The following is a 25,079-nucleotide window of genomic DNA, read 5'->3' on the forward strand; positions in this document are numbered from 1 at the left end:
CCTCGTCAAGTAGGGGAGGGCGGCGCGGCTTTTCAGGCGCGCAGGGTGGCGCCGCCGTCCACGTACAGGTCGTGCAGGGTGATGTGCCTTGCCCGGTCGGAGACCAGGAAGGCGACCGCGTCGGCGATGTCGGAGGGGTCGGCGATCCGGCCGAGCGGAATGCCGACCCGGTACGAGTCCGGGTCGCCGTCGATGACCCGGGCGGCGGCCTGCTCGTGGTCGCCCGTCCACAGCTGCCGCTGCATGTCGGTGTGGGTGGAGCCCGGCGACACGACGTTGCAGCGCACGCCGTCACGGGCGACCTCGAGGCCGAGGCATTTGGTGAACATCGTGGCGGCCGCCTTGGACGCGGCGTACGCGGCCATCTGGGTGCGGGGCACCCCGGCGGCGTTCGAGCCGACCGTCACGATGGAGCCCTTGCCGCGCGCGGTCATGCGGCGGGCCGCGGCGCGCGAGGTGTGGAAGACGCCGTTCGTGTTGACGGCGAAGGTCTCCGCCCAGTCGGTGTCGGTGAGTTCGACGACCCGGGCGGGCCGCAGGATGCCCGCCACGTTCACGAGGATGTCCAACGGCCCTACGGTGCGCTCGACTTCATCGACCGCGTTGTCCACGGCTGCCGCGTCGGTGACGTCGAGGACGATGCCGCTGACGCGGCCGCCCGACGACCGCTCGGTGGCGTCCTGCTCCTTGACGTCGGGCGACCGGTCGGCGGCGACGACCCGCGCGCCGCGCTCGGCGAGCGCGCGGGCCACTGCCTGACCGATACCCCGGCCCGCGCCGGTGACCAGGGCCACTCGGCCCGCGAGCTCAGGGTCGGTTATGCCGGAAGTCACTTGCCCATCGCCTTCTCGACGTCCTCGAGGACGGAGACGGCGGCCTGCGCGCCACCGAGGCTGGTCCACTTCGAGCCGTCGATCTCGGTCGTGTGGTTCTTCTTGACCGCGTCGAGCTGCTTGTACGCGGCCTTGCCCTTCAGCTCCTTGAAGAGGTCGGCGTCGGGACCGGCCGATGCGAGGGTGCCGATGAACAGCCAGTCGGCGTCGATCTGCTTCAGGTCCTCGTCGCTGAGCGGCGTCGAGTGGCCCTCGCCCTTCTTGTTCTGGATGCCGGGCCGCTTGAAGCCGAGGTCCTTCAGGACGTCGGAGATGAACACGCCCTGCTGCATGACGGCGGTGCCCTTGGCGGAGTAGCGCGCCACGGAGACGCTCGCGCCCGCGTTGTCGCCGAGGTTCTTCTGCACGGCGGCGGCCTTGGTGTCGTAGTCCTTGAGGTACGCGCTCGCCTCGTCGGACTTGCCGAGCACCTTGCCGGTGATCTCCAGGGACTTCTTCCAGTCCTTGGTCCTGTCGATCGTGACGACGGTCGGGGCTATCCCCTTCAGCTGCTTGAGCACCTGCGGGTCGGCGAGCTGCCCGGCGAGGATGACGTCCGGCTTGGCCTGGAGGACCTTCTCGATGTCGGGTCCGGTGACCGCGCCCACGACCGGGATGCCCTTGGCCTGGTCGGCCAGATACTCGGGGGCGCCCTTCTGGCCTCTGCCCGCGGACAGACCGACGGGCTTGACCTTCAGGGCGAGGGCCGAGTCCAGGTCCATCTCGCTGAGCGCGATGACCTTCTTGGGATTGGCCGGAACCTTAACCTCCGCACCGGAGGCGTCGGTGACGGTGACCTTCCCGGCGTTCTTGGCCTTGGCGCTGGACCCGGAGTCGTCGGACGAGTCCGAACCGCAGGCGGAGAGGGTGAGCGCGGAGGCCAGGGTGAGGGCCGCAACCGCGGTCAGCCGGGTGCGCGGGGAGTGGTTCGAGGACATGTCCGTGTCTCCATGCTTCTGAGTCCGGGGGTTCAGTCCGGACATAAGGGTCATCTCTGGCCGTGTCGGGGCATGACGAAGTACCCCTGAAGGAACAGGGAGTTCGCCGCCACCCCGACTCGGGGCTCCAGGTCAAGGTTAGGTTAGGCTAACTTCATGTTGGTTGCGCAAGAGGGGCGGGTCCCAACGTCCGGATCCAGACCTCCGATACCGGGCTTGGCGAAGATGCATCGCCCCACGCTGTGGGCGGCTGCCGCCCTTGTTGTCCTGCTCCTGCTGCTCGGCCTGCTCTCGCTCCTGGTCGGATCCGGGTCGACGCCGATGGGCCGCGCCTGGGACTTCCTGATGGGGGACCCGTCGGCGCGGGCCGACGCCCAGATACGGCTCGCCGTCATGGACGTACGCCTTCCGCGGACACTCGCCGGCGTCCTGGTGGGCGTCGCCCTCGGTGCGGCGGGCTGCCTGCTCCAGGCCGTCACGCGCAACCCGCTCGCCGAGACGGGCCTCCTCGGGGTCAACTCGGGTGCGGCGCTCGGCGTCGTGATCGGTCTCACATACTTCGAAGTGACCTCGGCGTACGGCGTGTTGGTGTGGGCCCTGGTCGGCGGCATGGCGGCGAGCATGGTCGTGCTGCTGCTCGCCGCGTCGGGGCGGGCAGCGGGCTCGCCGCTGCGGCTCGTGCTCGCCGGATCGGCGCTCGGCGCCACCTTCCACGGCATGACGTCGTACGTGCTCCTGGGTGAGCAGGCCACCTTCGACACCTACCGCTACTGGACCATCGGTTCGCTGGCCGGCATCAAGACATCCGAGACGTACCCCCTGATCCCGCTGATCGCGGCCGGGCTGCTGATCGCCTTCAGCTGCGTACGCCCGCTCTCCGCGCTCGCGCTCGGCGACGACAGCGCACGCTCCCTGGGCCATCACCCGGGGCGGATCCGCCTCACCGTCGCGGCGGCGGTCACCCTCCTCGCGGGCTCCGCGGTCGCCATCGCCGGACCCATCGCCTTCCTCGGCCTCCTCGCCCCGTACGCCGCGCGTGCCGTCACCGGCCCCCGGATGGCGGGCCAGTTGGTGCTCTCCGCGCTGGTCGCCGCGAACGTGATGATCGCCGCCGACCTCCTCGCCAGGGTCGTGATCCGCCCCTGGGAGACCCCGGTCAGCGTGCTCCTCGCCTTCATCGGCGGCCCGTTGCTGATCTGGATCGCCCGCTCGCAGCGGATGTCCACGGCGGGGGCCGCCGCGTGAGTACCGAACGCACGCCCGGCTCGGGGGCCGCGGACATCACCCCGCCCGACTCCACCGCAGTCCGCGTCGGGACCTTCTCCTGGCTCTTCCCCTACCGCAGCGCCCTCGCCGCCGTCGGGCTCACGCTCGTGATCGCTGCGGTCGTCTCGCTCGCCACCTTCGCCAGCTCCACCGGGATGAGCTTCTCCGACAGCCTCTCCGGACTGCTCGGAACCGGCGACTCCGCCACCGTCATGCTGGTGCAGGACTTCCGCCTGCCGCGGATCGCCGTGGGGCTCATGGTCGGCGCCGCGCTCGGCATCGCCGGGTGCCTGACTCAGACGCTCGCCGGAAACCGGCTCGCCACTCCTGACATCATCGGCGTCAACGAAGGCGCGACGGCGGCCGTCGTCGCCTCCGTCGTCGGATCGTCCACCGGCATGATCGGTGACTGGTGGCTCGGGCCGCTCGGCGCCGCGGCCGCGGCCATGGTCGTCGTCGCCTGCGCGGGCGGTGCGGGCAGCGGGGGATACCGGATCCTGGTCGTCGGCATCGGCGTCTCCACCGTCATCGGCGCCGTCACCGACCTTGTCATGTCCCGCGAGAACGACAACACCGCGGGCGGTGTCTTCCTCTGGACGGTCGGCTCGCTCAGCGGCCGCGACTGGAGCGTGGGAACGCCCCTGTCGCTGATCCTGCTCGTCCTCGTGCCGCTGGCCCTCGTGGCCGGGGGCCGCCTCCAACTCCTGCGGTTCGACGACGACATGGCGGCCACCCTCGGCGTGAACGTCCGCCGCGTCCGCGCGGTGACCCTCGCGCTCGCCGTCGCCCTGTCCGGCGTGGCCGTCGGCATCGGGGGGCCGATCGCGTTCGTCGCGCTCGCCGCGCCCGTCGTCGCCGGGCGGCTCAGCGGTCCGACCCGCGTCCCGATCATCGGCTCGGCCCTGGTCGGCGCGGCCCTCGTGGGCGCCGCCGACGCGCTCGGCCGGGTCGTCGCCCCCGTGGAGATCCCGGTCGGCGTCATCACCAGTGTCCTGGGCGGACCCTTCCTTCTCTGGGTCCTCTTCGGCAAGAATTCCGAGCAGCAGACCGGAAAGGCCTGACCCCGTGCAACTGACCGTCGAGGCGCTCACCTCCGGCTACCCCGGCCACACGGCCGCCGTGGACGGCGTCGACCTCACCATCCCCAGCGGACAGGTCGCCGCGATCGTCGGCCCGAACGGCTGCGGGAAGTCGACACTCCTGCGCTCCATCTCCCGGCTCCACAAGCCGAGTTCGGGCACGGTGCGGGCCGGGGACGAGGACGTGTGGCGGCTCACCCAGCGGCGCGCGGCCCACCGCATCGCGCTGCTCGCGCAGTCGCCGCAGGCCCCCGAGGCGGTCACCGTCGCCGGACTCGTCCGCTACGGGCGCCACCCCCACCAGGGCCTGTTCCGTCAGTGGTCGCGCGAGGACGAGGCCGCCGTGCGCGAGGCCCTCGAAGCCACCGGCACCACGGACCTCGCCACGCGCCGCCTCGACCACCTCTCCGGCGGCCAGCGCCAGCGCTGCTGGCTGGCGATGGTCCTGGCCCAGCAGACACCGATCGTGCTGCTCGACGAGCCGACAAGCGCCCTGGACCTCGGCCATGCGGTCGAAGTCCTCTCCCTGGTCCGAGAGGTGGCCGCCGCGGGCCGCACGGTCGTCATGGTCCTGCACGACCTGGCAAGCGCCGCCCGCTACGCCGACACGGTCATCGCCATGAACGCAGGCAAGATCGTCGCCAACGGCCCGGCCCGCGAGGTGGTGACCGCCGAACTGGTCAAGGAACTGTACGGAATCGAGGCGGACATCCTCCAGGCGCCGGGGGACGGCTCTCCGGTGGTCGTGCCGACGATGACGGCGAGGCCGCTGGGCAGGGCGCCGGAGACATCGGCGGAGCAGGCGCGGGAGGGGACGGCCGAGGGTGCGCCCAGCAAGCTACCGGAGCAGGCCCCCGAAGCGACCACCGCGAAGGCCTCCACCACGACCTCTCGCGAAGGCGGCTGATCCGGGCTGACGGGCGCCGGTGGGCGGGACGGGGTGCCTCTGCTTGCGGAGGCGGGCAAGGGGGCGGCTAGCCCCGGCTGACGGCGAAGTCCGCGGCCGTCCACGCGAGCCCGACCGCCCCGTCGATCATGGCCTGTTCGGCGAGGGGTGTGGCTGCCGCGGTGGCGAACTCCGGCTGGTGCGGGGCGCAGCCGCCCCCGGTGATGTCGAGTACGGGGTGAATCGACGGCACGACGTGCGAGACGTTGCCCATGTCTGTCGAGGCGAAGGGTCCGCGCCGCTGCGGTTCGGGGCGGCCGAGGGCGCGGGCGTTCGCCTCCCACAGGGCGAGGAGGGAGGCGTCGGACCGGAAGTCGAGATAGTCGGGCGCGGGCTGTTCGAGCTCCACCGCGCAGCCCGCCGCGAGCGCCCCTGCCCGGAAGCAGTCCGCCACCCGCTCGCGCAACTCCCGTAGTTCCTCCACCGATGGAGTCCGCAGCGCGTACGCGGCGCCGGCCCGCTCGGGGATGGCATTGAGCGCCGTCCCCGCCTCCGTGGTGATGCCGTGCACCTTCCACTCCCCGGGCAGCTGCTGCCGGAGCAGCCCGAGGGCCACCTGCGCCACGGTCAGCGCGTCGGCTGCGTTCCGTCCGTCCTGCGGGTTGAGTGTGGCGTGCGCGGACTTGCCCGTGTACGTCGCTGTCAGCGCCCCCATCGCGTACGAGTGGAAGTCGGCCACCTCGAACGGGCACGGGTGCACCATCATCGCCGCGTCAACCCCCTTGAACGCCCCGGCGTCGAGCAGCAGCGCCTTCCCGGCCCCGCTCTCCTCGGCCGGAGTGCCCAACACGCGCACGGTGAGCCCGAGTTGGTCGACGACCGGAGCGAGGCCGAGCGCGGCCCCCACGCCCGCCGCCGCGATCAGATTGTGCCCACAGGCATGCCCCATGCCGGGCAGCGCGTCGTACTCGCAGGCAAGCGCGACCGTCACGGGCCCCGACCCCACGGTCGCCTCGAAGGCGGTCTCCAGCCCGTACGCGGGCGCGGTCACCGCGAAGCCGTGCGCACGCAGCACGTCCGCGCACCACCCGGCGGCCCGCCGCTCCTCGAACGCGATCTCCGGGTGAGCGTGAATCCGCCGGCTGAGCCCGACGAGCTCGTCCCGCACGTCACCGACCCGAGCCCGGATCCCCTCCTTGACCTGCTCCACGCCGCCTGCCACGCCGCCTGCCACGTCGTCTCCTCGCCGTTCCGCTCATCGCTGCCGGGACAGCTTAAGGCGGGCGCCGGACGGACCGGACGGGCCGGACGGTTCAGACCGGCAGCAGCCGTCCGATCAGCGCGCTGAGCTGCCGTGCGCTGCGGCACTCGTGCATCTCCACCAGCTCGGCGTACGTCCCCGCCGCCGAGTCGCCCGTCTGCCACTGGGCTCGGCCCTCCGGGTTGAGCCAGTAGACCCGGCGGGCGCGGGAGGCGACCGCGCGCAGGGCGGGGACATTGGGGTCGCTCATGTTCGTGCGGGCGTCGCCGAGCACGAAGACCGTGGAGCGCGGGGAGACCGCCTCCGCGTAGCGCTCGGCGAACTCGCCCAGGGCGGAGCCGTAGTCACTGCTGCCGTGGTAGCCGGTGACCGCGGCTCCCGAGAGGATGCGGCTGCCGAGGCCCTCGGGGTCGGCCGTGCCGCGGGCGATGAGGTCAGTGACCTCGTCGACGCGGTTGACGAAGGCGAAGACTCGCACCTTGCTGAACTGGTCGTGCAGCGCCTGCACGAGCAGCATCGTGAAGTTGGCGAAGCCCGCCACCGAGCCGGACACGTCGCACAGGAGCACCAGTTCGGGGCGTGCGGGGCGGCGCCTTCGCAGCACCGGGCGCATCGGGATACCGCCCGTGGACAGCGAGCCGCGCAACGTTCTGCGCAGGTCGATCCGGCCGCGCGCCGCCCGGCGGCGGCGCGCGGCGAGGCGCGTCGCCAGCTTGCGGGCCAGCGGCTGGACCGCTCTGCGAAGCTCGTCGAGCTGGGCGCGGCCCGCGATGAGGAAGTCGACCCGGTCGGCGGTCGGGGCGACGGCCCGCCGCGCGATCTCGTCCGCGCCGCGCCGCTCCGCGACCCGGCGGCGCGCTTCGGAGCCCACGAGCGCGCGGAAGTTCTCGATGCGGCGGCGGACCTCGTCGGCGGCGAGACGGTCGGTGAACTCGGCGTCCCCGTCAGCCCCTTGGCGGATACCGGCCAGGATCCGCGCCAGCAGGGTCTCCGGGCGCAGCCGCGAGAGCGTCTGGTGCGACGACCAGCCGTCCGAGCCTCCGGTGCCTCCGGCGCCTCCCGGCCCGGGCCGCGTCCCGTAGCCGCCCATGCCCTCCACCGCCTCGGCCGCCAACTGGGCCAGCAGGGACCGGTCGTTGGCAGCCAGGGCGGCAGCCAGGCGGTCACGCAGGTCTTCCCTGTCGAATTCCTGCGCGGCGTCGAGTTCCTGCTCGGCGCCACGGGAACTCGTCGCAGCGTCCGGAGCCCCGATCCCGCGCGGAAAGTACAGGTCGAAGACCGGGTCGAACACCGGCCGCTGCCCCTCACTGTGCAGCAGCGCCGCGGCGAGACCCTCCCGCACCCGCTCCCGGTCGGCGAGGCCGAGCGCCTCGATGGCCTGGCCGGCGTCCACCGTCTCGCCCGTGCCGATCCGGATGCCGTGCGAACGCAGCGCCTGCACGAGTGCGGTGAGCCGTTCCGGGACGCCGGTGCCCACCCCGGTATCCACCCCGGTCACACGGCGTCCAGGTCCAGCTTGGCCGCCGCCTTCAGGACGTCGTCCTGGTGCTTTAGTACGACACCGAGGCTGTCGCGTACGACGTCCTCGTCGAGGGAGTCGGCGCCGAGGGCGAGCAGCGTACGGGCCCAGTCGATCGTCTCCGCGACCGACGGCACCTTACGCAGGTCCATCGCGCGCAGCGCGCCGACCATCCGGACGACGGACCGCGCGAGGGCCTCGTCGAGGCCGGGCACCTTCAGGCGCACGATGCGGCGCTCCAACTCCTCCTCGGGGAAGCCGATGTGGAGGAAGAGGCAGCGGCGGCGCAGCGCCTCGGAGAGCTCGCGGCTGGCGTTCGACGTGAGGACGGTGAAGGGACGGCGCGTCGCGGTGATGGTGCCGAGCTCGGGGACCGTGACCTGGAAGTCGCTCAGGACCTCCAGGAGCAGCCCCTCCACCTCGACGTCCGCCTTGTCGGTCTCGTCGATCAGGAGCACCTTCGGCTCATCGCCCCGGATGGCGGTGAGCAGCGGGCGCGGAAGCAGGAATTCCTCGCTGAAGATGTCCGTGCGCGTCTCGTCCCACGTCTCGTCGCGGCCCGCGGTGATGCGCAGCAGCTGCTTCGCGTGGTTCCACTCGTAGAGCGCGCGGGACTCGTCCACGCCTTCGTAGCACTGGAGCCGGACCAGGCGCGCGTCCGCGACCTGGGCAACGGCCTTCGCCAGCTCGGTCTTGCCGACGCCCGCCGGCCCCTCCACGAGGAGCGGCTTGCCCAGGCGGTCGGCCAGGAAGACGGTGGTGGCGACGGCCGTGGAGGCCAGATAGCCCGTATCGGCGAGCCGCGAGGCGACATCGTCCACGGATGAGAAGAGCAACGGGGCCTCCGGGGCTGAACGAAACGGCGCGATGGCTCTCCTCACTCGATCAGCAGCACGCGCCGCTCCACAACGGCGGCATCGCGTTTGCGTCGAACATCACGCGGTCGAACGTCATGTCGTTGTGCGTCACGCGGTCGAACCTCACGTCGTCGTACGTCACGCGGTCGAACGTCACGTGAGGGCGCCGGTACCCGCCGCGGGCTGCTGAGTCCAGTTCCGAGACCCACCGGGGAACGTGGACCCTTCTCGTATCCTTGCGGAATGAGGCGGACCTCCTTTGCCGACTGGCCCTGCTCCATCGCCCGCACCATGGACCTGCTGGGCGACTGGTGGACCCCGCTCGTGCTGCGCGAGGCGTTCTACGGGATCAAGCGCTTCGACGCCTTCCAGCAGGAGCTCGGCATCGCGCGCAACACCCTGACCGACCGGCTGCGCCGCCTGGTCGACGAGGGGCTTCTGGAGAAGCGCCCCTATCAGAGCGAGCCGGTGCGCCACGACTACGTGCTCACCGAGAAGGGCCGCGACTTCTTCGGCGTGCTCGCGGTGATGAACAGCTGGGGCAACCGCTGGCTGAGCGGTGACGAGGGCGCGCCGGTCGTCTTCGAGCACGACCGCTGCGGGCACGAGACCGACGTGGAGGTCGTCTGCGGCCACTGCAAGCAGCCGATGTCGGCCGACGACACGCACGCACGCCTCGGCCCCGGCTACCCGGCACGCCTTGCCGAACGCCCGGACATCCGGGCCCGCTTCAGCCGCTGACCCCTCCCAGCCGGGCCGAGCCCTCACCCTTGACGAGTGAGTCTATCTACGCAACTCTCATGGTCAGCGAGGCAAAGGCTGCCAACAGAGAGGCGACCCACGATGGAGTGGACAGGCGCGCGCTACGCGGACGAACCGACCGCCGAGGTGCGCACACGGATAGCCGCGCCACCGGAACACGTCTGGGAGCTCGTCTCCGACATCGGCCTGATGCCCACCCTCAGCACGGAGCTGCGGTCGGTCGAGTGGCTGGACGGCGCGTCCGGGCCCACGCCCGGCGCGCGCTTCGTCGGCCGCAGCGAGCACGCGTCGTTCGGCGCGTGGCAGACCACGTCGTACGTCGTGGAATGCGAGGCCCCGCGCGTGTTCGCCTGGGCGGTCGAAGACCCCGAACGGCCCAGTGCGCTCTGGCGGTTCAGCCTCGCCGGTGCGGACGGTGGCGGCACCGAGCTGACCCAGTGGATGCAGATGGGACCGGGCCGCTCCGGACTGTCGTACGCGATCGACCGGATGCCGGAGAAGGAGCAGAAGATCGTGTACGTACGGATGCGGGAGTTCGAGGCGAACATGACGGCCACGCTGGACGCGATCAAGAAGCTGGCCGAGGGCGCCGCTCGCGGGACGGCGGACGCCTGATGCGCACGTCGACGACCATCGAGGCGTCCGGGGCGAACTGGCGGGAGACCGTCGACTTCGTCACCGAGGCCGAGAAGCTGGGGATGGACATCTGCTGGGTCGCGGAGGCGTGGGGCTCCGAAGCGCCGTCCCCGCTCGGCTACTTGGCCGCGCGCACGGAACGCATGCTGCTGGGCTCCGGCATCATCCAGCTCGCGACCCGCACCCCCGCGGCCATCGCCCGCGCGGCCATCACCCTCTCGAACATCTCCGACGGCCGCTTCCTCCTCGGGCTCGGCCCGTCAGGACCGCAGGTGATCGAAGGCCTGCACGGAGTGCCGTTCGCGAGGCCGCTGACCCGGATGCGGGAGACCGTGGAGATCATCCGCCGGGCGGCCACGGGGGAGAAGATCGCGTACGCGGGGCGGGAGTTCACGCTTCCGCTGCCCGGCGGCGAGGCCAAGCCCATGCGTCTGTCCATGCGCGCCGAGCACGAGTTGCCCATCTACCTGGCCACACTCTCGCCCAAGATGCTGCGCCTGACCGGTGAGATCGCCGACGGCTGGCTGGGCACGAGCTTCGTCCCGGAGGGCGCGAAGGAGGCCTACTTCGACCACCTCGACGCGGGCCTGGCCGCCTCCGGCCGCACCCGCGGCGCCCTGGACATCTGCCAGGGCGCCGAAGTGGCCTTCGCCGATGACGAGGACGCGCTGCGCGCGATGGTCGCGGGCCGCAAGAAGGAGCTGGCCTTCAGCCTGGGTGGCATGGGCTCCGCCAGCACCAACTACTACAACAACGCCTACAGCAGGCAGGGTTGGGCCGACACCGCGGCGGAGGTCCGCACCCGCTGGCAGTCAGGTGACCGTGACGGCGCCGCCGCTCTGATCACCGACGACATGGTCCTCGCCACCACCCTCATCGGCACCGAGGACATGGTCCGCGAGCGCCTGCGGGTGTGGCGCGAGGCGGGCGTGGACATGGTCCGCTTCTACCCGGCGGGCGACAGCCTGGAGGCACGGCTCACGACGCTCGGGCGGGCGATCGATCTCGTGCGGGATCTGGAGCGGTCCGAGGTGTAGACGGGGCCGACCTGCACCTCCGAAGATCGTCAACTTCCGCTGTGGGAGGCGCCGTTGGCTCCGTGAACCCCCTGATCTAGTCTGGTATCCGCCTGAGGGGGAGACGAATGAGTGGAAGCGTCGAGCACACCCGGGACAGCGAACGGCCTGGCCCGGCCGGCAAGGGCGAACGGGTGGCCGACTGGGCGGACGGCCGCCTCGGCGTCCACACCCTGGCCAAGAGCCAGATGCGCAAGATCTTTCCCGACCACTGGTCGTTCATGTTCGGGGAGATCTGTCTCTACAGCTTCCTGATCCTGATCCTCACCGGGGTCTGGCTCACGCTCTTCTTCGAGCCGAGCGGCTCCGAGGTCATCTACGACGGTGTGTACACGCCGCTCAAAGGCATCCAGATGACCCGGGCCTTCGAGTCCACGGTCGACATCAGCATGGAGGTGCGCGGCGGTCTGCTGATCCGGCAGATCCACCACTGGGCCGCGATCGTCTTCGTCGCCGCCATGCTCGTGCACATGATGCGGGTGTTCTTCACCGGCGCCTTCCGCAAGCCGCGTGAGGTCAACTGGCTGTTCGGCTGGACGCTGCTGTTCCTCGGGATCATCACCGGCCTCACCGGATACTCGCTCCCGGACGACCTGCTCTCGGGCACCGGCATCCGCTTCGCGCAGGGTGCGATCCTCTCCGTCCCGGTCGTGGGGACGTATCTCTCCTTCTTCCTCTTCGGCGGAGAGTTCCCGGGCGACGCGATCATTCCGCGGCTCTTCAGCGTCCATGTCCTGCTGTTGCCGGGGATCATGCTGGGGCTCGTCGTCGCCCACCTGATCCTGGTCTTCTACCACAAGCACACCCAGTTCGCCGGGCCCGGCAAGACCGAGAAGAACGTGGTCGGGGCGCCGTTCATGCCCATCTACATCGCCAAGGCCGGTGGCTTCTTCTTCCTCGTCTTCGGCATTCTGGCGATCATGGGTGCGGTCGCCACCATCAACCCCGTGTGGGTGATCGGGCCCTACCGCCCGGATCTGGTCTCCACGGGCGCTCAACCCGACTGGTACCTGGGCTTCTCCGAAGGCCTGATCCGGGTGATGCCCAGCTGGGAGATCAACGCCTGGGGGCACACACTCGAACTGGGCGTCTTCATCCCGTTCTCGCTCTTCCCGCTCATCCTGATGGCCATCGCCGTCTATCCGTTCATCGAGGCCTGGGTCACCGGCGACAAACGCGAGCACCACATCGCGGACCGGCCGCGCAACGCCCCGGTGCGCACCGGGCTCGGCGTGGCGTGGCTGACGCTGTTCGCCGTACTGATGGTCGGCGGCGGCAACGACATCTGGGCCACGCACTTCCATCTCTCCATCAACGCGATCACGTGGTTCGTGCGGATCGCCTGCTTCGTCGGGCCGGTCATCGCCTTCTACGTGACCCATCGATGGTGCATGGGGCTCCAGCTCCGCGACCGTGAGAAGGCGCTGCACGGCCGGGAGAGCGGCACCATCAAACGCCTGCCCCACGGTGAGTACGTGGAGGTCCATGTGCCGCTCACCCAGGGTGAGTTGTACAAGCTGACCGCGCACGAGCAGCCCAAGCCGTACGAGATGGGCCCGGCGGTCGACGAGCACGGCGTGGCACGCAAGGTCACGCGCGGCGAGCGGATGCGGGCACGCCTGGGGCGGGCCATGTACGGCCCGTCGGCGCAGGTCCCGAAGGCGACGCCCGAGGAGTACCTGGAGATCCAGCAGGGCGGCGGGGACGGGCACCACTGAGGGGCCATCGGCGCTGCCTCCGTCACTTCGTCAGGAGCCACCAGACCCGGTCGTAGGCGAGGATGTGGTAGACGACGAGGGTGATGAGGAACCAGCGGGCGACCCGGCGGATCTCCAGCTGGTAGAGGGCCGCGACCGCCCAGAAGAACACGGCGAGTTCGAGGAGCAGCCGCAGGGGGCCGGGTGTCTCGTAGTCGGTCTCGCCGGAGCGCGACTCGTCGCCCGAGACGGCGAAGGCGCCCCAGGCCCAGCCGACGAAGACCGGTAACGCGACGACGGTGAGCCAGCGCCAGGGGGACGGCGTCCTGCGCCATGCCCACAGGCCGAAGCAGCCCAGCGCGAAGAGTTCGAAGAGAAAGCGGATCACGAGCATGGCCGGGTTGTAAGCCAGGGCGATGGTGGTCAACGGGCCCCCCGAGAGAGATGACGTGAGAGGCAGCGTAATTACGATACGTGCGTTGCGTAAAGGGGGCGGGCTGGTTGAATGTGCGTCATGACCACCCCTGCCCGACGTGGCCGCCCCCGAAGTGAGGGCGCCGACGCCCGCATCCTCGCGGCGGCGCACGACATGCTCATGGAGCGCGGCTACGAGCGCTACTCGATCGACGAGGTCGCCCAGCGGGCCAAAGTCGCCAAGACCACGCTCTACCGCCGCTGGCCCACCAAGGACCACCTCATCGTCGCGGTCGTCGCCAAGATCCAGGACGACGTCCCGGTGGCGGACACCGGGGACATCCGGCATGACCTGGTGACGTACCTCGAAGCCGTCGTGGCGGGCCTGGACCGTATGCGCCGGGTCGGCGCGTCGACGGACGGGCCCTCGGCCGGCCTGGTCGCGGAGCTCGTCGCGGCAGCCGCCCGCCACGCGGACGTCGGCGAGGCCGTACGGGCGGTCTTCGCCCGCCGCAACGCGCTCCCGATCGCACTCCTGGAGACCGCCCGGGCCCGCGGCGACCTGAACCCCGACGCCCGCCCGGACCTGCTCTTCGACGAGTTGGCGGGCGCGATCTACTACCGCCTGCTGATCACCGGCGAACCGTTCGGCGGCGACTACGCGTCCCGCCTCGTCGACCAGGTCCTGGCCGGGGCCCGTGCGTCATCCGCGGGTACCGGAGGAAGCTGATCGCGCCCCGCGCGGTCAGTGCTGCGGTTAGCCTCACGGAGTGACACAAGTGCCCGAGAAGACGCCGAAGTTGTACGCCATCAGCGATCTGCACGTGGCGTACGACGACAACCGCACGTTCCTCGACTCCCTGCGCCCGGAGACCGACGAGGACTGGCTGATCGTGGCGGGGGACACCGCGGAGCGCATGGCCGACGTCGAATGGGCGCTGCGCACCCTCACCGACCGTTTCGCCAAAGTGGTGTGGACACCGGGCAACCACGAACTGTGGACGCCCCGCGACGACCCGAACCAGCTGCGGGGCGAGGCCCGCTACCGCCATCTCGTGGAACTGTGCCGCTCCATGGGCGCCGCGACCCCCGAGGACCCCTACCCGGTCTGGCGTGGCGCCGGCGGCCCCGTCACGGTGGCCCCGCTGTTCCTGCTCTACGACTACACCTTCCGCCCCGCGGGCACGCACGCGAAGGCGGACGCCCTGGAGGCGGCCCACGCGGCGGGCGTCGTCTGCACCGACGAGGTGTTCCTGCACCCCGACCCCTACCCGGGCCGCGACGACTGGTGCCGTGCCCGCGTGGCGTTCACCGAGGAGCTGCTCGCCCGGCGGACACCGGGCCTGCCCACGGTCCTGATCAACCACTGGCCGCTGGTGCGCGACCCCACCCGGATCCTGACCTACCCCGAGTTCGCCATGTGGTGCGGCACCGAGCTGACCGCCGACTGGCACGTGAAGTACGAGGCGGCGGCGGTCGTCTACGGCCACCTCCACATCCCGCGCACCACCTGGCACGACGGAGTCCGCTTCCAGGAGGTCTCGGTCGGCTACCCCCGCGAGTGGCGCCGCGACCGCCATCCCGCCCCGCGGCTCCGCCAGATCCTGCCGGAGCCGCCGGACGCCGGGTAGCGGGGGCGGTCAGGGGCGTGCGGGTGACGGCAGGCCGGCCGTCTCCTCCAGCTGCCGGTCGGCGGCGATGCCGAACTCCCGGAGCCAGTCCGGGCGTACGGCTGCCATGCCGAACCCCGAAGGGGTCGGCAGCGGTCCGTGCGACAGGTCCTCCTCGCGGTAGCGGCGGCAGTCGCGGTGCCAGGTGTAGATGCCGGCCATCCAGTTCTGCAGATCGCGCACATAACCGTCGAGGATGCCCCGCGTCACCTGCGGCAGATTGAACTCGTCGTAGAGGGCGGGGAGTTCATGGGCGACGATGTGCTGGAACTGGCTCAGCCGTGACTTCATCAGGTCGTCGATGATGCCGAGCGCCGTCGGGTAGTCGCAGCCGAAGAAGTTCTGGACGACGAGGATGCCGTTGTGGATCTCGCCCTCGTACTCGATCTCCTTCTGGTACGAGAAGACGTCGTTCATCAGGGCGCCGTAGTCGCTGGCCGCGTTCTCCAGGTTCTGCATCGGGCCCGTGCGGTAGATGTCCGGTGGCACCTGGGGGCCGTGGCCGAGGCGGCACAGGCTCATCGTGAGCGGGGAGCCGAAGGTCAGGCGGCGCATCTCGATGTAGTCGACCGGGTCGGGGATGCGGTTCTGCGCCTGGTTGTCCAGCTCCCAGAGCCAGCTGGCCGTCATCACCTCGATGGCGGCGCGCAGCGTGCGACGCCCTTCCTGGTCCATCGGCTCCGCGGTGCGCACCCACAGGTCGGCGAGCCCGCGCTCCATCGCGCACGTCGGCGCCGGCATGCCGGCGAAGTCCAGCGGCATGAAGAGCGAGAGCCGTTCGTTGCAGAGCTTCGCTCCCGCCAGGTCGCGGGGCCTGCCGAACACCACGGGGAAGTAGTCGTCGCCGTACGTCCCCCAGGTCAGCCACTGCGAGCCCAGGTCGAGAGCCTCCAGGTCCGCGTCCGGATGGATGCCCGCCGCGCAGAGCGGGAAGTCGTAGCCGTCCACCTTGCGCGCGTCCCAGATGTCCGAACTCGGCACCCCTGCCTGCGGTTCGAGCATGCCCATCCGGTCCGCCCACCGCACGGTGCGGGGGCGCGCCTCGTCCAGATGCGGTGAGAGCCGGGTCGCGTACGGCAGGTTGAACTCGGGGAGCCGGGAGGGGCCCACCCGCTGGAAGGGGACGTGCGTGTAGCCGCGCAGCCGCCGCGCTCCCGTCGCGGCGATCAGCGCCTTGATCCCGGCGGCCGCCGTGCCGGGTCCAGTCGGGCCGTCGAGCGGTGAGGGCGCGGCGCCGCCGTTGTTCATGTAGCGGCTGGACACCATGTGCCACTCCTGACCGCCGGACTGCCAGTCCTGGAGGCCCTTGGTGTACGCGAGGACATCGGCGCACTCCTTCGGGGGCAGCCCGGTCTCCGCGAACAGCGGGGCGAGTTCGGTCAGCGCCGTGTTCTCGAACTGCTGCATCCGCGAGGTCAGGAGATCGTTCACGGCATCCGCCGCCTCCTGCGTGGAGCAGCCGAGGAACGTCTCAAGTACCAGCACACCATTGGAGAGTTCACCCTCGTCCTCGATCTCCCGCTGGTACGAGAAGAGGTCGTTGCGCAGGTGGACGGCGTCGGAGAACGTCTCCTTGAGGACGCGCAGCGGCCTGGAACCGGCGACGGCCGGGGGGACCTCCGCGCCCGTCGCGTACTCGATGAGCCCCGCGGACCAGGGCGCGCCGCCCACCTTGCGGCGCATCTCGATGTACTCGACGGGGTTGGCGATCCGGCCCTCGTTGATGTTCGCGAGTTCCCACAGGGATTCGTTGAGCAGATTCGTCGTGCTCTCGGCGAACCGCGCACGCCAGTCCCGCGACATGAACGGCACCGTCCGCGCCCACAGGTCCGCGAGACCCGCCTCGACCGGATTCGTGGGCTCCGGCACGGGAGCGGAGAGGTCCATCGGCATGAAGGCGGGCAACCGGTCGAGGTAGGCCTTGCCGCCCTCGCGGTCCTGGGTCCGTTTGAACAGTTCGAGGAAGTGGTCGTCGAAGAAGAACACCCACACATACCAGTCGGTGACCAGGGACAACGCGGGACCGTCGCAGTCGGGGTGGGTGTACGCGCACAGCAGTGCGTAGTCGTGGGCGTCCAGGTCGCGCTGCTCCCAGACACCCGACCCCTCCAGCATCCCCATGCCTCGTGCCCACTCCCTTGAGTGCTCCCTCGCCTCTTCCAGGTGCGGGTTGAGGCGAGCGGGATGCACCATGTAGAAGCTGGGCAGTTCAAAGGGCTGCGACATACGGCGTTCTCCTCGCGGCGGCGGCTCGGGACCAGCGGAGCACTACCCGAGCGGGGGCGACCGATGCCGTGGCCGCCGCAGCGTCACACCATCGCGTGACCCGGCGGAGTTCAAACAGCGAGTCGGCGCACCGGAGTTCGGGCGGGCAGGTCAGCGCACCGGTGCGCCGGGTCCGAGCGGAATACCGAGCGCCCACCAGGCGAGGAACAGCAGCGTCCAGGCCACGGTCATCGCGACGGCGAGCGGCAGCGTGTAGGAGGCGAGGGTGCCGAGCCCAGCGGACTTGCGGTACCGCTGAAGAAACCCGAGCGCCATCACGAAGTACGGGCTCATGGGCGTGATGGCCGTCGAACCGGAGTCCGCGATGCGGAAGAGCGCCTGCGTGGTCTCGGCGGGGACGTCCACGAGCATCAGCATCGGTACGAGGACGGGGGCGGCCAGGGCCCACATCGCTGACCCGCTGGTGACCATGACGTTCACGACGGTCAGGAGCAGCAGGATGAGCAGGAAGACGACCACGATCGGGAGTTGACTGTGTTCGAGTGCCTCGGCGGCCCTGACCGCGAGGACGTCGCCGATGTGCGTCCAGTCGAAGTAGGCGAGGAACTGGGCGATCGCGAAGAACAGGACGAGCACCGGAGCCATCTGCTTGACGCCCTCGACCATGAGCTTCGGCACGTCGCCGGGCTTGCGGACGGAGCCGGCGCGGACTCCGTAGACGGTGCCGACGAGCGCGAACAGGAAGGCCACGATCGCCGCGATGCCGGCCAGGAGCGGTGACTCGACGATGCTGCCTCCCTCACCGCGCAGGGGCGATGAGGCCGGTACGACGGCGGCCGTGAGGGCGGCGACGGCGACGAGGAAGGTGAGGCCCGCCCGGCGCAGGGCCGAGCGCTCGCGGTCGCTGAGACTGAGTGCCCCGATGTCGTCGAGATCGGCGTCCGGGTCGGCGTCGAGGTCGGGCCGCTTGCTCAGGACGAAGCGCGTCACGAGGGTGATGACGGCGGCGAGCAGGAAGGAGGAGGCGATGTTGAAGAACCAGTTGCTGAGCGGCGAGACGTAGGCGTCGTCGCCGCCCGCTATCTTCGCCGCCGTCGTGGTGATCCCGGCGAAGATCGCGTCGTTGGGAGTCGGGACGGGGCTCGCGTCGTAGCCGGAGGCGATGGCGGTGTAGGCGACGACGATGCCGAGGACGGGGGAGCGGCCCACGGCGCGGAAGGCGAGACCGCCGAGCGGTACGAGGATGACGTAGGCGGCGGCCGACGCGACGTGCGCCACCGTGCCCGCGAAGGCGACCGCGAAGACCACCCACGAGGCGGGGACACGGGAGACGCCGACCTTCATCAACGCGGCCAGGAATCCGCTGCGTTCGGCGACCGCGACGCCCATGATGACCACCACGATGGTCGCCATCGGCGGGAAGGCGGCGAAGTTCTCGATCATCGTCGAGACGGCCATCGCGAGCCCGTCCCCGCTGAGCAGGCTCTGCACGGCGACGCTCTTGCCGTCTCCCGGCGCGATGACGGAGACGTCGAACCCGGCGAGGACCGCGCTGATCACGGCGAGGACGCCGGAGAGGATCCAGAACAGCCAGAAGGGGTGCGGCAGCGCGTTCCCGGCACGCTCGACGACGGCCATCGCGCGGATCAGGCGGGGGAGCGGTGGCCCGTCGGGTGGTGGAGGCGGGGCATCCGGCAGGGCGGGGGTCGGGGAGGACATGGCGGCTCCGCGGGGATGGGTGAGGAGGAGAGGGGTGAGAAAGCGTGGGGAGGGGCGGCTCAGCGCAGGTGATGGCGGCGCAGGAACTTCCACATGACTTCGTGTGCCTCGATGCTCTGCGTGGTGTGACCGCCGCCGCTGTAGCTGTCGGCGCCGGGCCAGGTGTGACCGCCGCCCGAGACGGCCACATGCCGGACCTCGGCGCCGTCGGCGCAGCGCACCCAGCGGGACTCGGTGATGTCGGGCGCCGTCGCCCGGTCCGGGGTGCGGGTGCGGCAGCCGTCGCGGTCGGCCCAGGCGGTGAGCCAGTCACGGAGAGCGGGCAGGCCGCGGCCGGGATCTCCCGCGTACGGGATGGTGGCGTCCGCGGTGCCGTGGAAGTCGATCACCGGCACCGGGCGCGCGGGCCGGCAGTTCTCGCCCGTGCCCGGGTAGAAGGCTCCCGCCACCGGGGCGATCGCGGCGATCCGGTCCGACATCCGGCAGGCCAGGAGCGAGGTGAACCCGCCGCCGTTCGACTTCCCGGTGGCGTACACCCGCCGCCGGTCCACGCAGAGGCCGGCCTCCAGCGCGTCGAGCAGATCACCGGTGAACGCCACGTCGTCCACGCCGGGTGCGGCGTACGGAGCCCCCTGCCACGCCTGCCGTTGCCCGTCACCGGTACCGACGACACCCTCCGGGTACGCGACGATCGCGGACAGGGTGGACAGCTTGCTGAACTCCTCGGTTCCGCTGCCGGTGTTGCCACGCCCGTGGAAGGCGAGGACCACGGGCCATGCCCGGTCGGCGGTGTACCCCTCCGGCAGGTGCAGCTGATAGGTCCTGGTCAGGCCACCGCTGACGAGGGTGTGCGGGGCGGTGGTGCCGGGCGGCTGCGTCCCGGCCCGGCGGCAGCCGGGCGCGTCACCTTGCGCGTACGAGGGAGTGGTCAGGCCCGCCCCCGCGAGGAGGGTGAGACCGGCGATGACAGAGGCGGCCGTGCGGGACAGTGCGCGTTTCAAGGCAGGCTCCTTCCGCCGACGGCGCGATGCGCGGAGGGCGCGATGCGCGGGCGGCTGAGAGAAGAGGGTCAGTGACGAGGCGTCAGCTGGTGGTGTCCAGCCACTCCTTGACGAACGTGACGATGCGGTGGACCGCGGCGTCGACGATCGCGCGGCCGTCCTCGGGGGAGGCGCGGCGCGGATCGCCGAGCACGCCGTTCGGGCTGAGCCGGTCGTACGGCACGGTCAGGGCGGGGTGGCCGCCACGGCGTGCGACTCGGGAGAGCGGGTCGAGGTCCGCCTGGGTGACGGCCCCGGGTGCGAGGCGCTCGCGGTGCACCAACTCCGGTGCCAGGTACAGCATTTGAGCGGTCTCTGCCTCGCCGCTGTGCCCGTGGACCTCGCTGGGTCGCATGGCCGCGACGGCGTGCGGGGCGAGCGTGGTCAGCGGCGTCCAGGCGAACCGCAGGCCGGGGTGGGTGACGAGCAGGTCCTGCGCGACGGTGGTGAGCGTGGCGTTGTTGCCGCCGTGCCCGGTGATCACCAGGATGTCCCGCCAGCCGTGCCGGTGCAGGCTGTCGACGTAGTCACGGACGAGCGCGGCCAGCGTCCCCGTCGACAGGCTCACCGTGCCGGCGAAGGCCAGGTGGTGCGGGGAGACGCCGATGCCGAGCGAAGGTCCGATCACGGCCCGCCCTGCGAGCTGCGCGGCGACCAGGTCGGCGACGTGTTCGGCGCGGATGGTGTCGGTGGCGAGCGGCATCCCGGGTCCATGCTGCTCGAAGGCGCCCGCGGGAATGATCACGAGCGGACTGGCGCGGACCGCCGCGGCGGCCTCGACCGTGGTCATCTCGGCCAGGCGAAAGGGCAGTTGAGGGCCCGGAAGGTCAGGACCTTCAGGGGCGGAGTCCGCCGCGGACCCGGGCCGCTCGGTGGAGTCGCTCATCGGGCGTCACCCTCCGGGAAGTCCGCCGCGAGTACCGCGTCACGGATCGACGTCAGGTGCTCGCGGGTCAGGCGCTCCGCCGCCGCCGCGTCGCCGGACCGTACGGCCTCGTAGATCTCGACGTGTTCGGCGTGGTCGCGCTCACGGTCGTTGTAGCGGTGCCGGATCTCCACCTGCTCGCGTGCCCGCACGTGCAGCAGGGCCTCGACGGCCTCCCGCAGGAGCGTGTTGCCGCTGGCCGCCGCGAGCGCCACGTGGAAGTGGACGGACTGGCGTAGTGACTCTTCCGGCGGCAGCAGGGCGTTGCCCGCCGCGAGAGCCAACTGCCGTACGCCGTCGTCGGCTTGGGCGCGCGCGGCGGTCGCCGCGATCGCCGGTTCCAGGACGAGGCGGGCCCCGACGAGTTCGAGGACCGAGGCGCGGTCACTGCGCGGCTGATGCGGGTTGGCCAGGAGCCTGCGGTCCACGCCCGGTCCCACGTACGTCCCTGATCCGTGCCGGAACTCCACCACTCCGGTGGCCTCCAGCCTGCGCAGCGCCTCGCGCACGGTCGGCGTGGTGACCTCGAAGCGCCGTGCCAGTTCGCGGGACGAGGCCAGCGCGTCGCCGGGCGTCAGGCGCTCGGTGCGGATGATGTCGACTATGTCGTCCGCCAGGCGCTCGGACAGGGAGGGATGACTGCCGTAACTCATGAAGTGAATAAATCACTTGGTTTCTTGGCGGTCAATGGTCGTGACGGATCCGGCGGCTCCCGCCCCCTTGTATGGGGCAACTTTCTCGATCTAGCCTGCTGGCGCGTAAGCGCTTTCCCCCCGGGACGAGGAGAACTGCCAGTGATCCAGCCGTGGTTCACGGACGCCAAGCTCGGGATCTTCCTGCACTGGGGCATCTACAGCGTGGACGGAGTGGCCGAGTCCTGGTCCTTCTACGACGACCGGGTGCCCTACGACCGCTACATGGCGCAGCTCGACGGCTTCACCGCCGCCGCCTACGACCCCGAGGCCTGGGCCGACCTCTTCGTCCGCGCCGGAGCCCGCTACGCGGTCCTCACCGCCAAGCACCACGACGGTGTCGCCCTCTGGGACACCGCGGCCAACGACCTGTCCGTCGTCAAGCGCACCCCCGCGGGCCGCGACCTCATCACCCCGTACGTCGCCGCCCTGCGCGCCCGAGGCCTCAAAGTCGGCCTGTACTACTCGCACCTGGACTGGTCCCACCCCGACTACGCGTCCGTGCGCCCCGAAGGGCAGGACCCCGCCGAACGCGGCAACCGTTACTCGATGCCCGCCGCCGGCGAGGAGTCCGAGGAGAGGTGGGCCGACTTCCTCGCCTTCCACCGCGTACAGGTGCGCGAACTGCTGGAGCGCTTCGAACCGGACCTGCTGTGGTTCGACGGCGAGTGGGAGCGCGGCGCCGGACAGTGGCGGATGGCGGAACTCGCCGAGGAGATCAGGGCGCTCTCCCCGAACACCGTCGTCAACGGCCGCCTCACCGGACACGGCGACTACGCCACCCCCGAACAGGGCGTGCCCATCGAACCCCCCGCTCAGCCATGGGAGTTGTGCCTCACCGTCAACGACTCCTGGGGCTACCAGCCGCAGGACACGAACCACAAGTCACCGCGTCAGCTCGTCCGCATCTTCGCCGAGACCATCGGAGGGGGCGGCAATCTGCTCCTCGACATCGGCCCGAAGGAGGACGGCACGCTGCTCTCCGAACAGGCCGAGCGCCTCGAAGCGCTGGGGGAGTGGACGGGCCGCCACGCCGACGCGGTCCACGGGGCGGGACGCGGCCTTCCGCACGGCCACTTCTACGGCCCTTCGACGCTCTCCGCCGACCGCCGCACCCTGTACCTGTTCATCTTCGACCGGCCCAACGAATACGTGGTCCTGCGGGGCGTGCGCAACGGCGTGGCGTCCGCCCGCGTGCTGGGCACGGACACCGCAGTCCGGCACGAGCGTGTCGGCGGCCTCGGTGACGTACCCGGCTGGGAGTACGTCCATATCACCGACGACCAGCTCGATCCGCTGTGCACTGTCGTCGCCCTGGAACTCGACGGCGAACTCGACCTGTACCACGCGCATACGCGCGACTGAGCGCCCCGCCAGGTGTGCGGTTCATGCACTGCGGGCCGGTGGGGGCTGGTCGCGCAGTTCCCCGCGCCCCTACGGGCACGTCCCTCCGGCGCTCCCGCCCCTGGCCCCACCCGCACCCCCATCCCGAATTTCGGAGGCCCTATGCCCCGCACCACACGCGCTCTCAGATCCCGTACGGCGCTTCTCGCGCTCGCCGTCCTGGCGGTCCCCCTGGCCCCGTCGGCAGCCGCCGCGCCGCAGTCGGCTCAGGAGGACACCATGACCCGCAAGCTCCCCGTCGTCTCCCCGACCCCGCAGCACATGGCCCGCGCGGGTGGAGACGTGCCGCTCGCCCGGCGCGCCGAACTGGTCGTAGGCGATGACACGGACGAGGCGGCCCGCCGCCGCGTCACCGAGACACTGCGCGCCCACGGCGTGCGCGACATCGACGTACGCGCCAAGGCGTCGGGCCGCGCCCCGCTGACCGTCCTGCTCGGCCCGGCGACCCGGCCCGACATCGCGAAGGCGCTCGGCAGGACCAAGGTGCCGGAGCAGGCGGAGGGCTACGCCCTGCGGGCGGAGCACCGTACCGTCGCACTCGGCGGCAAGGACGCGACCGGCCAGTTCTACGCGGCGCAGACCCTCGGCCAGCTCATTTCCCGGGGGCGGATAGCGGGTGTCGAGGTCTCCGACTTCCCCTCCATGCCCCTGCGCGGCAGCATCGAAGGGTTCTACGGCCCGCCCTGGACCGAGGCCGAACGGCTCGACCAGATGGACTTCCTGGGCGACACCAAGGCCAACACCTACGTCTACGCGCCCAAGGACGACCCCTACCACCGGGAGAAGTGGCGCGAGCCCTACCCGGCGGACAAGCTCACCGAGCTCGGCAAGCTGATCGACCGCGCGAGCGCCAACCACGTGCGCTTCACGTTCGCGGTCTCACCGGGCGGCTCCATCTGCTACTCGGACCCGGCCGACGTCAAGGCGCTGACGGCCAAGCTCCAGGCGATGTACGACCTCGGAGTGCGGTCCTTCTCCGTGCCGCTCGACGACATCAGCTACACCAAGTGGAACTGCGATGCCGACAAGGTGAAGTTCGGCGAGCCGGGCCGCGGTCCCGCGGCGAAGGCTCAGGTGGGGCTCCTCAACACCATCCAGCGGGAGTTCATCGCCCAGCACGAGGACGCCAACCCGCTGCAGATGGTGCCCACGGAGTACGGGGACCTCACGGACACCGCGTACAAGCAGACGATGCGTGGCGAACTCGACGGCGCCGTAGAGGTGATGTGGACGGGCACGGACGTGGTCCCGCCCGAGATCACCAACTCCCAGGCGGAGAAGGCCGCCGAGCTGTTCGGGCGGAAGGTGTTCGTCTGGGACAACTACCCGGTGAACGACTTCGCGCGGACGGCGGGGCGGCTCCTCCTCGCGCCCTACGACAAGCGCGAGCCTGGCCTCTCCGGTCACCTCAGCGGCATCGTGTCCAACCCGATGAACCAGGAGGGGGCCAGCAAGCTCGCCGTCTTCACCATGAACGACTTCTCCTGGAACGACCGGGGGTACGAGCGGACGCGGTCGGGGCGGCAGGCGGCGCTGTATCTCGCCGGGGGTGACGACCGGGTCGCCGACGCGGTGCGGACGTTCGTGGACCTCAACCACGCGGCGCCCACGTTCGGTGAGTCGAACTGGCAGCCGCAGTCCCCGGTCCTCGGGCCGAAGCTGGACGCCTTCTGGAAGCGGTACGAGAGCGACCCCGCCGGGGCGGTGCGGGCGCTGCGGCCCACGGCTCGGGAGATCGAGAAGGTCCCCGCGGTGCTGCGTGCCGGAGTGCCGGACCAGCAGTTCCTGCATGACGCGAAGCAGTGGCTCGACGCCACGGAGCTGTGGGGTTCCGCGATGCGGCACGGGCTCGCCGCGCTGATCGCCGCCCAGGAGGGGGACTCCGCGGCGGCGGCGCGGGAGCGGGCGTCGATGGAGTCCCTCGCGGAACGGGCGCGGGCGATCTCCGTGGACCCGGCGGAGCATCACCAGCTGGGGGCGGTGAAGATCGCTGACCCCTACCTGGACGAGTTCGTGAAGGGGGTCCAGGACCGGACGTAGTCCGTCGCTTCACGGAACCTTCTTGCACCCGCCCACCCGCCTCCCTCCCCCGCAGGGGCAGGCGGGTGGGTGTGCGTGGTCCCAGTCGGCACCCTCGTTT

Annotated in this window: 21 protein-coding genes and 1 pseudogene; 11 read left to right on the plus strand and 11 right to left on the minus strand. The window is 70.9% G+C overall.

The features are described from left to right. Positions 1-32: 32 nt before the first annotated feature. Together ABXJ52_RS31095 and ABXJ52_RS31100 are read right to left on the minus strand one after the other, a co-directional pair. Positions 33-833, minus strand: a complete 801-nt coding sequence (locus ABXJ52_RS31095) for a 2,3-dihydro-2,3-dihydroxybenzoate dehydrogenase (protein WP_367046533.1) — start codon at positions 831-833, stop codon at positions 33-35. Further along, positions 830-1,810 (minus strand): iron-siderophore ABC transporter substrate-binding protein, encoded by a 981-nt coding sequence (locus ABXJ52_RS31100; RefSeq protein WP_367046535.1) that lies wholly within the window; start codon positions 1,808-1,810, stop codon positions 830-832. The genes ABXJ52_RS31095 and ABXJ52_RS31100 overlap by 4 nt, the downstream gene beginning before the upstream one ends. Positions 1,811-2,035: 225 nt before the next feature. Between ABXJ52_RS31100 and ABXJ52_RS31105 the strand changes: the two genes are divergently transcribed. The 3 genes and pseudogenes from ABXJ52_RS31105 to ABXJ52_RS31115 all read left to right on the plus strand — a co-directional run. Next, positions 2,036-3,055 carry an iron ABC transporter permease gene (locus ABXJ52_RS31105; protein WP_367049402.1) on the plus strand — a complete coding sequence of 340 codons (1,020 nt, stop codon included), beginning with the start codon at positions 2,036-2,038 and terminating at the stop codon, positions 3,053-3,055. Then, on the plus strand, positions 3,052-4,137 hold the full coding sequence (locus ABXJ52_RS31110) for an iron ABC transporter permease (protein ID WP_367046536.1): 1,086 nt from the start codon (positions 3,052-3,054) through the stop codon (positions 4,135-4,137). The genes ABXJ52_RS31105 and ABXJ52_RS31110 overlap by 4 nt, the downstream gene beginning before the upstream one ends. A gap of 4 nt (positions 4,138-4,141) precedes the next feature. Further along, a pseudogene (locus tag ABXJ52_RS31115) lies at positions 4,142-4,912 on the plus strand (ABC transporter ATP-binding protein); the annotation flags it as partial. A gap of 217 nt (positions 4,913-5,129) precedes the next feature. Here ABXJ52_RS31115 and ABXJ52_RS31120 read toward each other — a convergent pair. From ABXJ52_RS31120 to ABXJ52_RS31130, 3 genes are all read right to left on the minus strand, one after another. Continuing rightward, complete coding sequence (locus tag ABXJ52_RS31120; RefSeq protein WP_367049404.1) at positions 5,130-6,251, minus strand: M20 family metallopeptidase; 1,122 nt, start codon at positions 6,249-6,251, stop codon at positions 5,130-5,132. Positions 6,252-6,354: 103 nt separating this feature from the next. Then, complete coding sequence (locus tag ABXJ52_RS31125; RefSeq protein ID WP_367046538.1) at positions 6,355-7,800, minus strand: VWA domain-containing protein; 1,446 nt, start codon at positions 7,798-7,800, stop codon at positions 6,355-6,357. Continuing rightward, complete coding sequence (locus tag ABXJ52_RS31130) at positions 7,797-8,657, minus strand: MoxR family ATPase (RefSeq protein ID WP_367046539.1); 861 nt, start codon at positions 8,655-8,657, stop codon at positions 7,797-7,799. The genes ABXJ52_RS31125 and ABXJ52_RS31130 overlap by 4 nt, the downstream gene beginning before the upstream one ends. Positions 8,658-8,921: 264 nt before the next feature. On the opposite strand from ABXJ52_RS31130, the gene ABXJ52_RS31135 reads away from it, so the two are divergent. From ABXJ52_RS31135 to ABXJ52_RS31150, 4 genes are all read left to right on the plus strand, one after another. After that, a complete protein-coding gene (locus ABXJ52_RS31135) occupies positions 8,922-9,419 on the plus strand; it encodes a helix-turn-helix domain-containing protein (RefSeq protein WP_367046540.1) in 498 nt (165 codons plus the stop codon). Between the two features lie 102 nt (positions 9,420-9,521). Next, a complete protein-coding gene (locus tag ABXJ52_RS31140) occupies positions 9,522-10,055 on the plus strand; it encodes an SRPBCC family protein (RefSeq protein WP_367046541.1) in 534 nt (177 codons plus the stop codon). Beyond that, on the plus strand, positions 10,055-11,113 hold the full coding sequence (locus ABXJ52_RS31145) for an LLM class flavin-dependent oxidoreductase (protein WP_367046543.1): 1,059 nt from the start codon (positions 10,055-10,057) through the stop codon (positions 11,111-11,113). Before ABXJ52_RS31140 ends, ABXJ52_RS31145 begins: the two co-directional genes overlap by 1 nt. 107 nt (positions 11,114-11,220) lie before the next feature. Beyond that, positions 11,221-12,870: a cytochrome bc complex cytochrome b subunit gene (locus ABXJ52_RS31150; RefSeq protein ID WP_367046544.1), complete on the plus strand. Its 1,650-nt coding sequence runs from the start codon at positions 11,221-11,223 to the stop codon at positions 12,868-12,870. A 22-nt stretch (positions 12,871-12,892) separates the two neighbouring features. On the opposite strand, the gene ABXJ52_RS31155 is transcribed toward ABXJ52_RS31150, so the two are convergent. Then, the gene (locus tag ABXJ52_RS31155) at positions 12,893-13,276 is read right to left on the minus strand and encodes a YrdB family protein (protein WP_367046545.1); all 384 of its coding nucleotides are present in this window, start codon (positions 13,274-13,276) and stop codon (positions 12,893-12,895) included. 87 nt (positions 13,277-13,363) lie between these two features. Here ABXJ52_RS31155 and ABXJ52_RS31160 point away from each other — a divergent pair, with 87 nt between their 5' ends. Continuing rightward, entirely contained in the window at positions 13,364-13,993 is a 630-nt protein-coding gene (locus ABXJ52_RS31160) for a TetR/AcrR family transcriptional regulator (RefSeq protein ID WP_367046546.1), read from the plus strand. A 40-nt stretch (positions 13,994-14,033) separates the two neighbouring features. Further along, positions 14,034-14,894, plus strand: coding sequence for a metallophosphoesterase (locus ABXJ52_RS31165; protein WP_367046548.1), 861 nt, complete (start codon positions 14,034-14,036; stop codon positions 14,892-14,894). Between the two features lie 9 nt (positions 14,895-14,903). On the opposite strand, the gene ABXJ52_RS31170 is transcribed toward ABXJ52_RS31165, so the two are convergent. The 5 genes from ABXJ52_RS31170 to ABXJ52_RS31190 all read right to left on the minus strand — a co-directional run bounded on the left by ABXJ52_RS31170 (position 14,904) and on the right by ABXJ52_RS31190 (position 21,496). Beyond that, positions 14,904-17,159 (minus strand): terpene synthase family protein, encoded by a 2,256-nt coding sequence (locus ABXJ52_RS31170; RefSeq protein ID WP_367046550.1) that lies wholly within the window; start codon positions 17,157-17,159, stop codon positions 14,904-14,906. 150 nt (positions 17,160-17,309) lie between these two features. Beyond that, on the minus strand, positions 17,310-18,878 hold the full coding sequence (locus ABXJ52_RS31175; RefSeq protein WP_367046551.1) for an AbgT family transporter: 1,569 nt from the start codon (positions 18,876-18,878) through the stop codon (positions 17,310-17,312). Between the two features lie 59 nt (positions 18,879-18,937). Next, positions 18,938-19,879, minus strand: a complete 942-nt coding sequence (locus ABXJ52_RS31180; protein ID WP_367046553.1) for a PHB depolymerase family esterase — start codon at positions 19,877-19,879, stop codon at positions 18,938-18,940. A gap of 82 nt (positions 19,880-19,961) precedes the next feature. Next, positions 19,962-20,804: a creatininase family protein gene (locus ABXJ52_RS31185; RefSeq protein ID WP_367046555.1), complete on the minus strand. Its 843-nt coding sequence runs from the start codon at positions 20,802-20,804 to the stop codon at positions 19,962-19,964. Next, positions 20,801-21,496 (minus strand): GntR family transcriptional regulator, encoded by a 696-nt coding sequence (locus tag ABXJ52_RS31190; RefSeq protein WP_367046557.1) that lies wholly within the window; start codon positions 21,494-21,496, stop codon positions 20,801-20,803. The genes ABXJ52_RS31185 and ABXJ52_RS31190 overlap by 4 nt, the downstream gene beginning before the upstream one ends. Before the next feature lie 135 nt (positions 21,497-21,631). Here ABXJ52_RS31190 and ABXJ52_RS31195 point away from each other — a divergent pair, with 135 nt between their 5' ends. Together ABXJ52_RS31195 and ABXJ52_RS31200 are read left to right on the plus strand one after the other, a co-directional pair. Further along, positions 21,632-22,900 carry an alpha-L-fucosidase gene (locus ABXJ52_RS31195; RefSeq protein WP_367049406.1) on the plus strand — a complete coding sequence of 423 codons (1,269 nt, stop codon included), beginning with the start codon at positions 21,632-21,634 and terminating at the stop codon, positions 22,898-22,900. Positions 22,901-23,041: 141 nt separating this feature from the next. After that, positions 23,042-24,979 carry a beta-N-acetylglucosaminidase domain-containing protein gene (locus ABXJ52_RS31200; RefSeq protein WP_367046559.1) on the plus strand — a complete coding sequence of 646 codons (1,938 nt, stop codon included), beginning with the start codon at positions 23,042-23,044 and terminating at the stop codon, positions 24,977-24,979. The last annotated feature ends 100 nt before the right edge of the window (positions 24,980-25,079 follow it).

It is taken from the genome of Streptomyces sp. Je 1-332 (genome assembly GCF_040730185.1).
In the GTDB taxonomy this organism is placed as follows: Bacteria; Actinomycetota; Actinomycetes; order Streptomycetales; family Streptomycetaceae; genus Streptomyces.

Coding starts and splice junctions, on each gene's coding strand:
- ABXJ52_RS31140 (WP_367046541.1), top strand. CDS start 9,522: ATGGAGTGGACAGGCGCGCGCTACGCGGACGAACCGACCGCCGAGGTG.
- ABXJ52_RS31100 (WP_367046535.1), bottom strand. CDS start 1,810: ATGTCCTCGAACCACTCCCCGCGCACCCGGCTGACCGCGGTTGCGGCC.
- ABXJ52_RS31160 (WP_367046546.1), top strand. CDS start 13,364: ATGACCACCCCTGCCCGACGTGGCCGCCCCCGAAGTGAGGGCGCCGAC.
- ABXJ52_RS31170 (WP_367046550.1), bottom strand. CDS start 17,159: ATGTCGCAGCCCTTTGAACTGCCCAGCTTCTACATGGTGCATCCCGCT.
- ABXJ52_RS31185 (WP_367046555.1), bottom strand. CDS start 20,804: ATGAGCGACTCCACCGAGCGGCCCGGGTCCGCGGCGGACTCCGCCCCT.
- ABXJ52_RS31150 (WP_367046544.1), top strand. CDS start 11,221: ATGAGTGGAAGCGTCGAGCACACCCGGGACAGCGAACGGCCTGGCCCG.
- ABXJ52_RS31175 (WP_367046551.1), bottom strand. CDS start 18,878: ATGTCCTCCCCGACCCCCGCCCTGCCGGATGCCCCGCCTCCACCACCC.
- ABXJ52_RS31200 (WP_367046559.1), top strand. CDS start 23,042: ATGCCCCGCACCACACGCGCTCTCAGATCCCGTACGGCGCTTCTCGCG.
- ABXJ52_RS31105 (WP_367049402.1), top strand. CDS start 2,036: ATGCATCGCCCCACGCTGTGGGCGGCTGCCGCCCTTGTTGTCCTGCTC.
- ABXJ52_RS31145 (WP_367046543.1), top strand. CDS start 10,055: ATGCGCACGTCGACGACCATCGAGGCGTCCGGGGCGAACTGGCGGGAG.
- ABXJ52_RS31135 (WP_367046540.1), top strand. CDS start 8,922: ATGAGGCGGACCTCCTTTGCCGACTGGCCCTGCTCCATCGCCCGCACC.
- ABXJ52_RS31190 (WP_367046557.1), bottom strand. CDS start 21,496: ATGAGTTACGGCAGTCATCCCTCCCTGTCCGAGCGCCTGGCGGACGAC.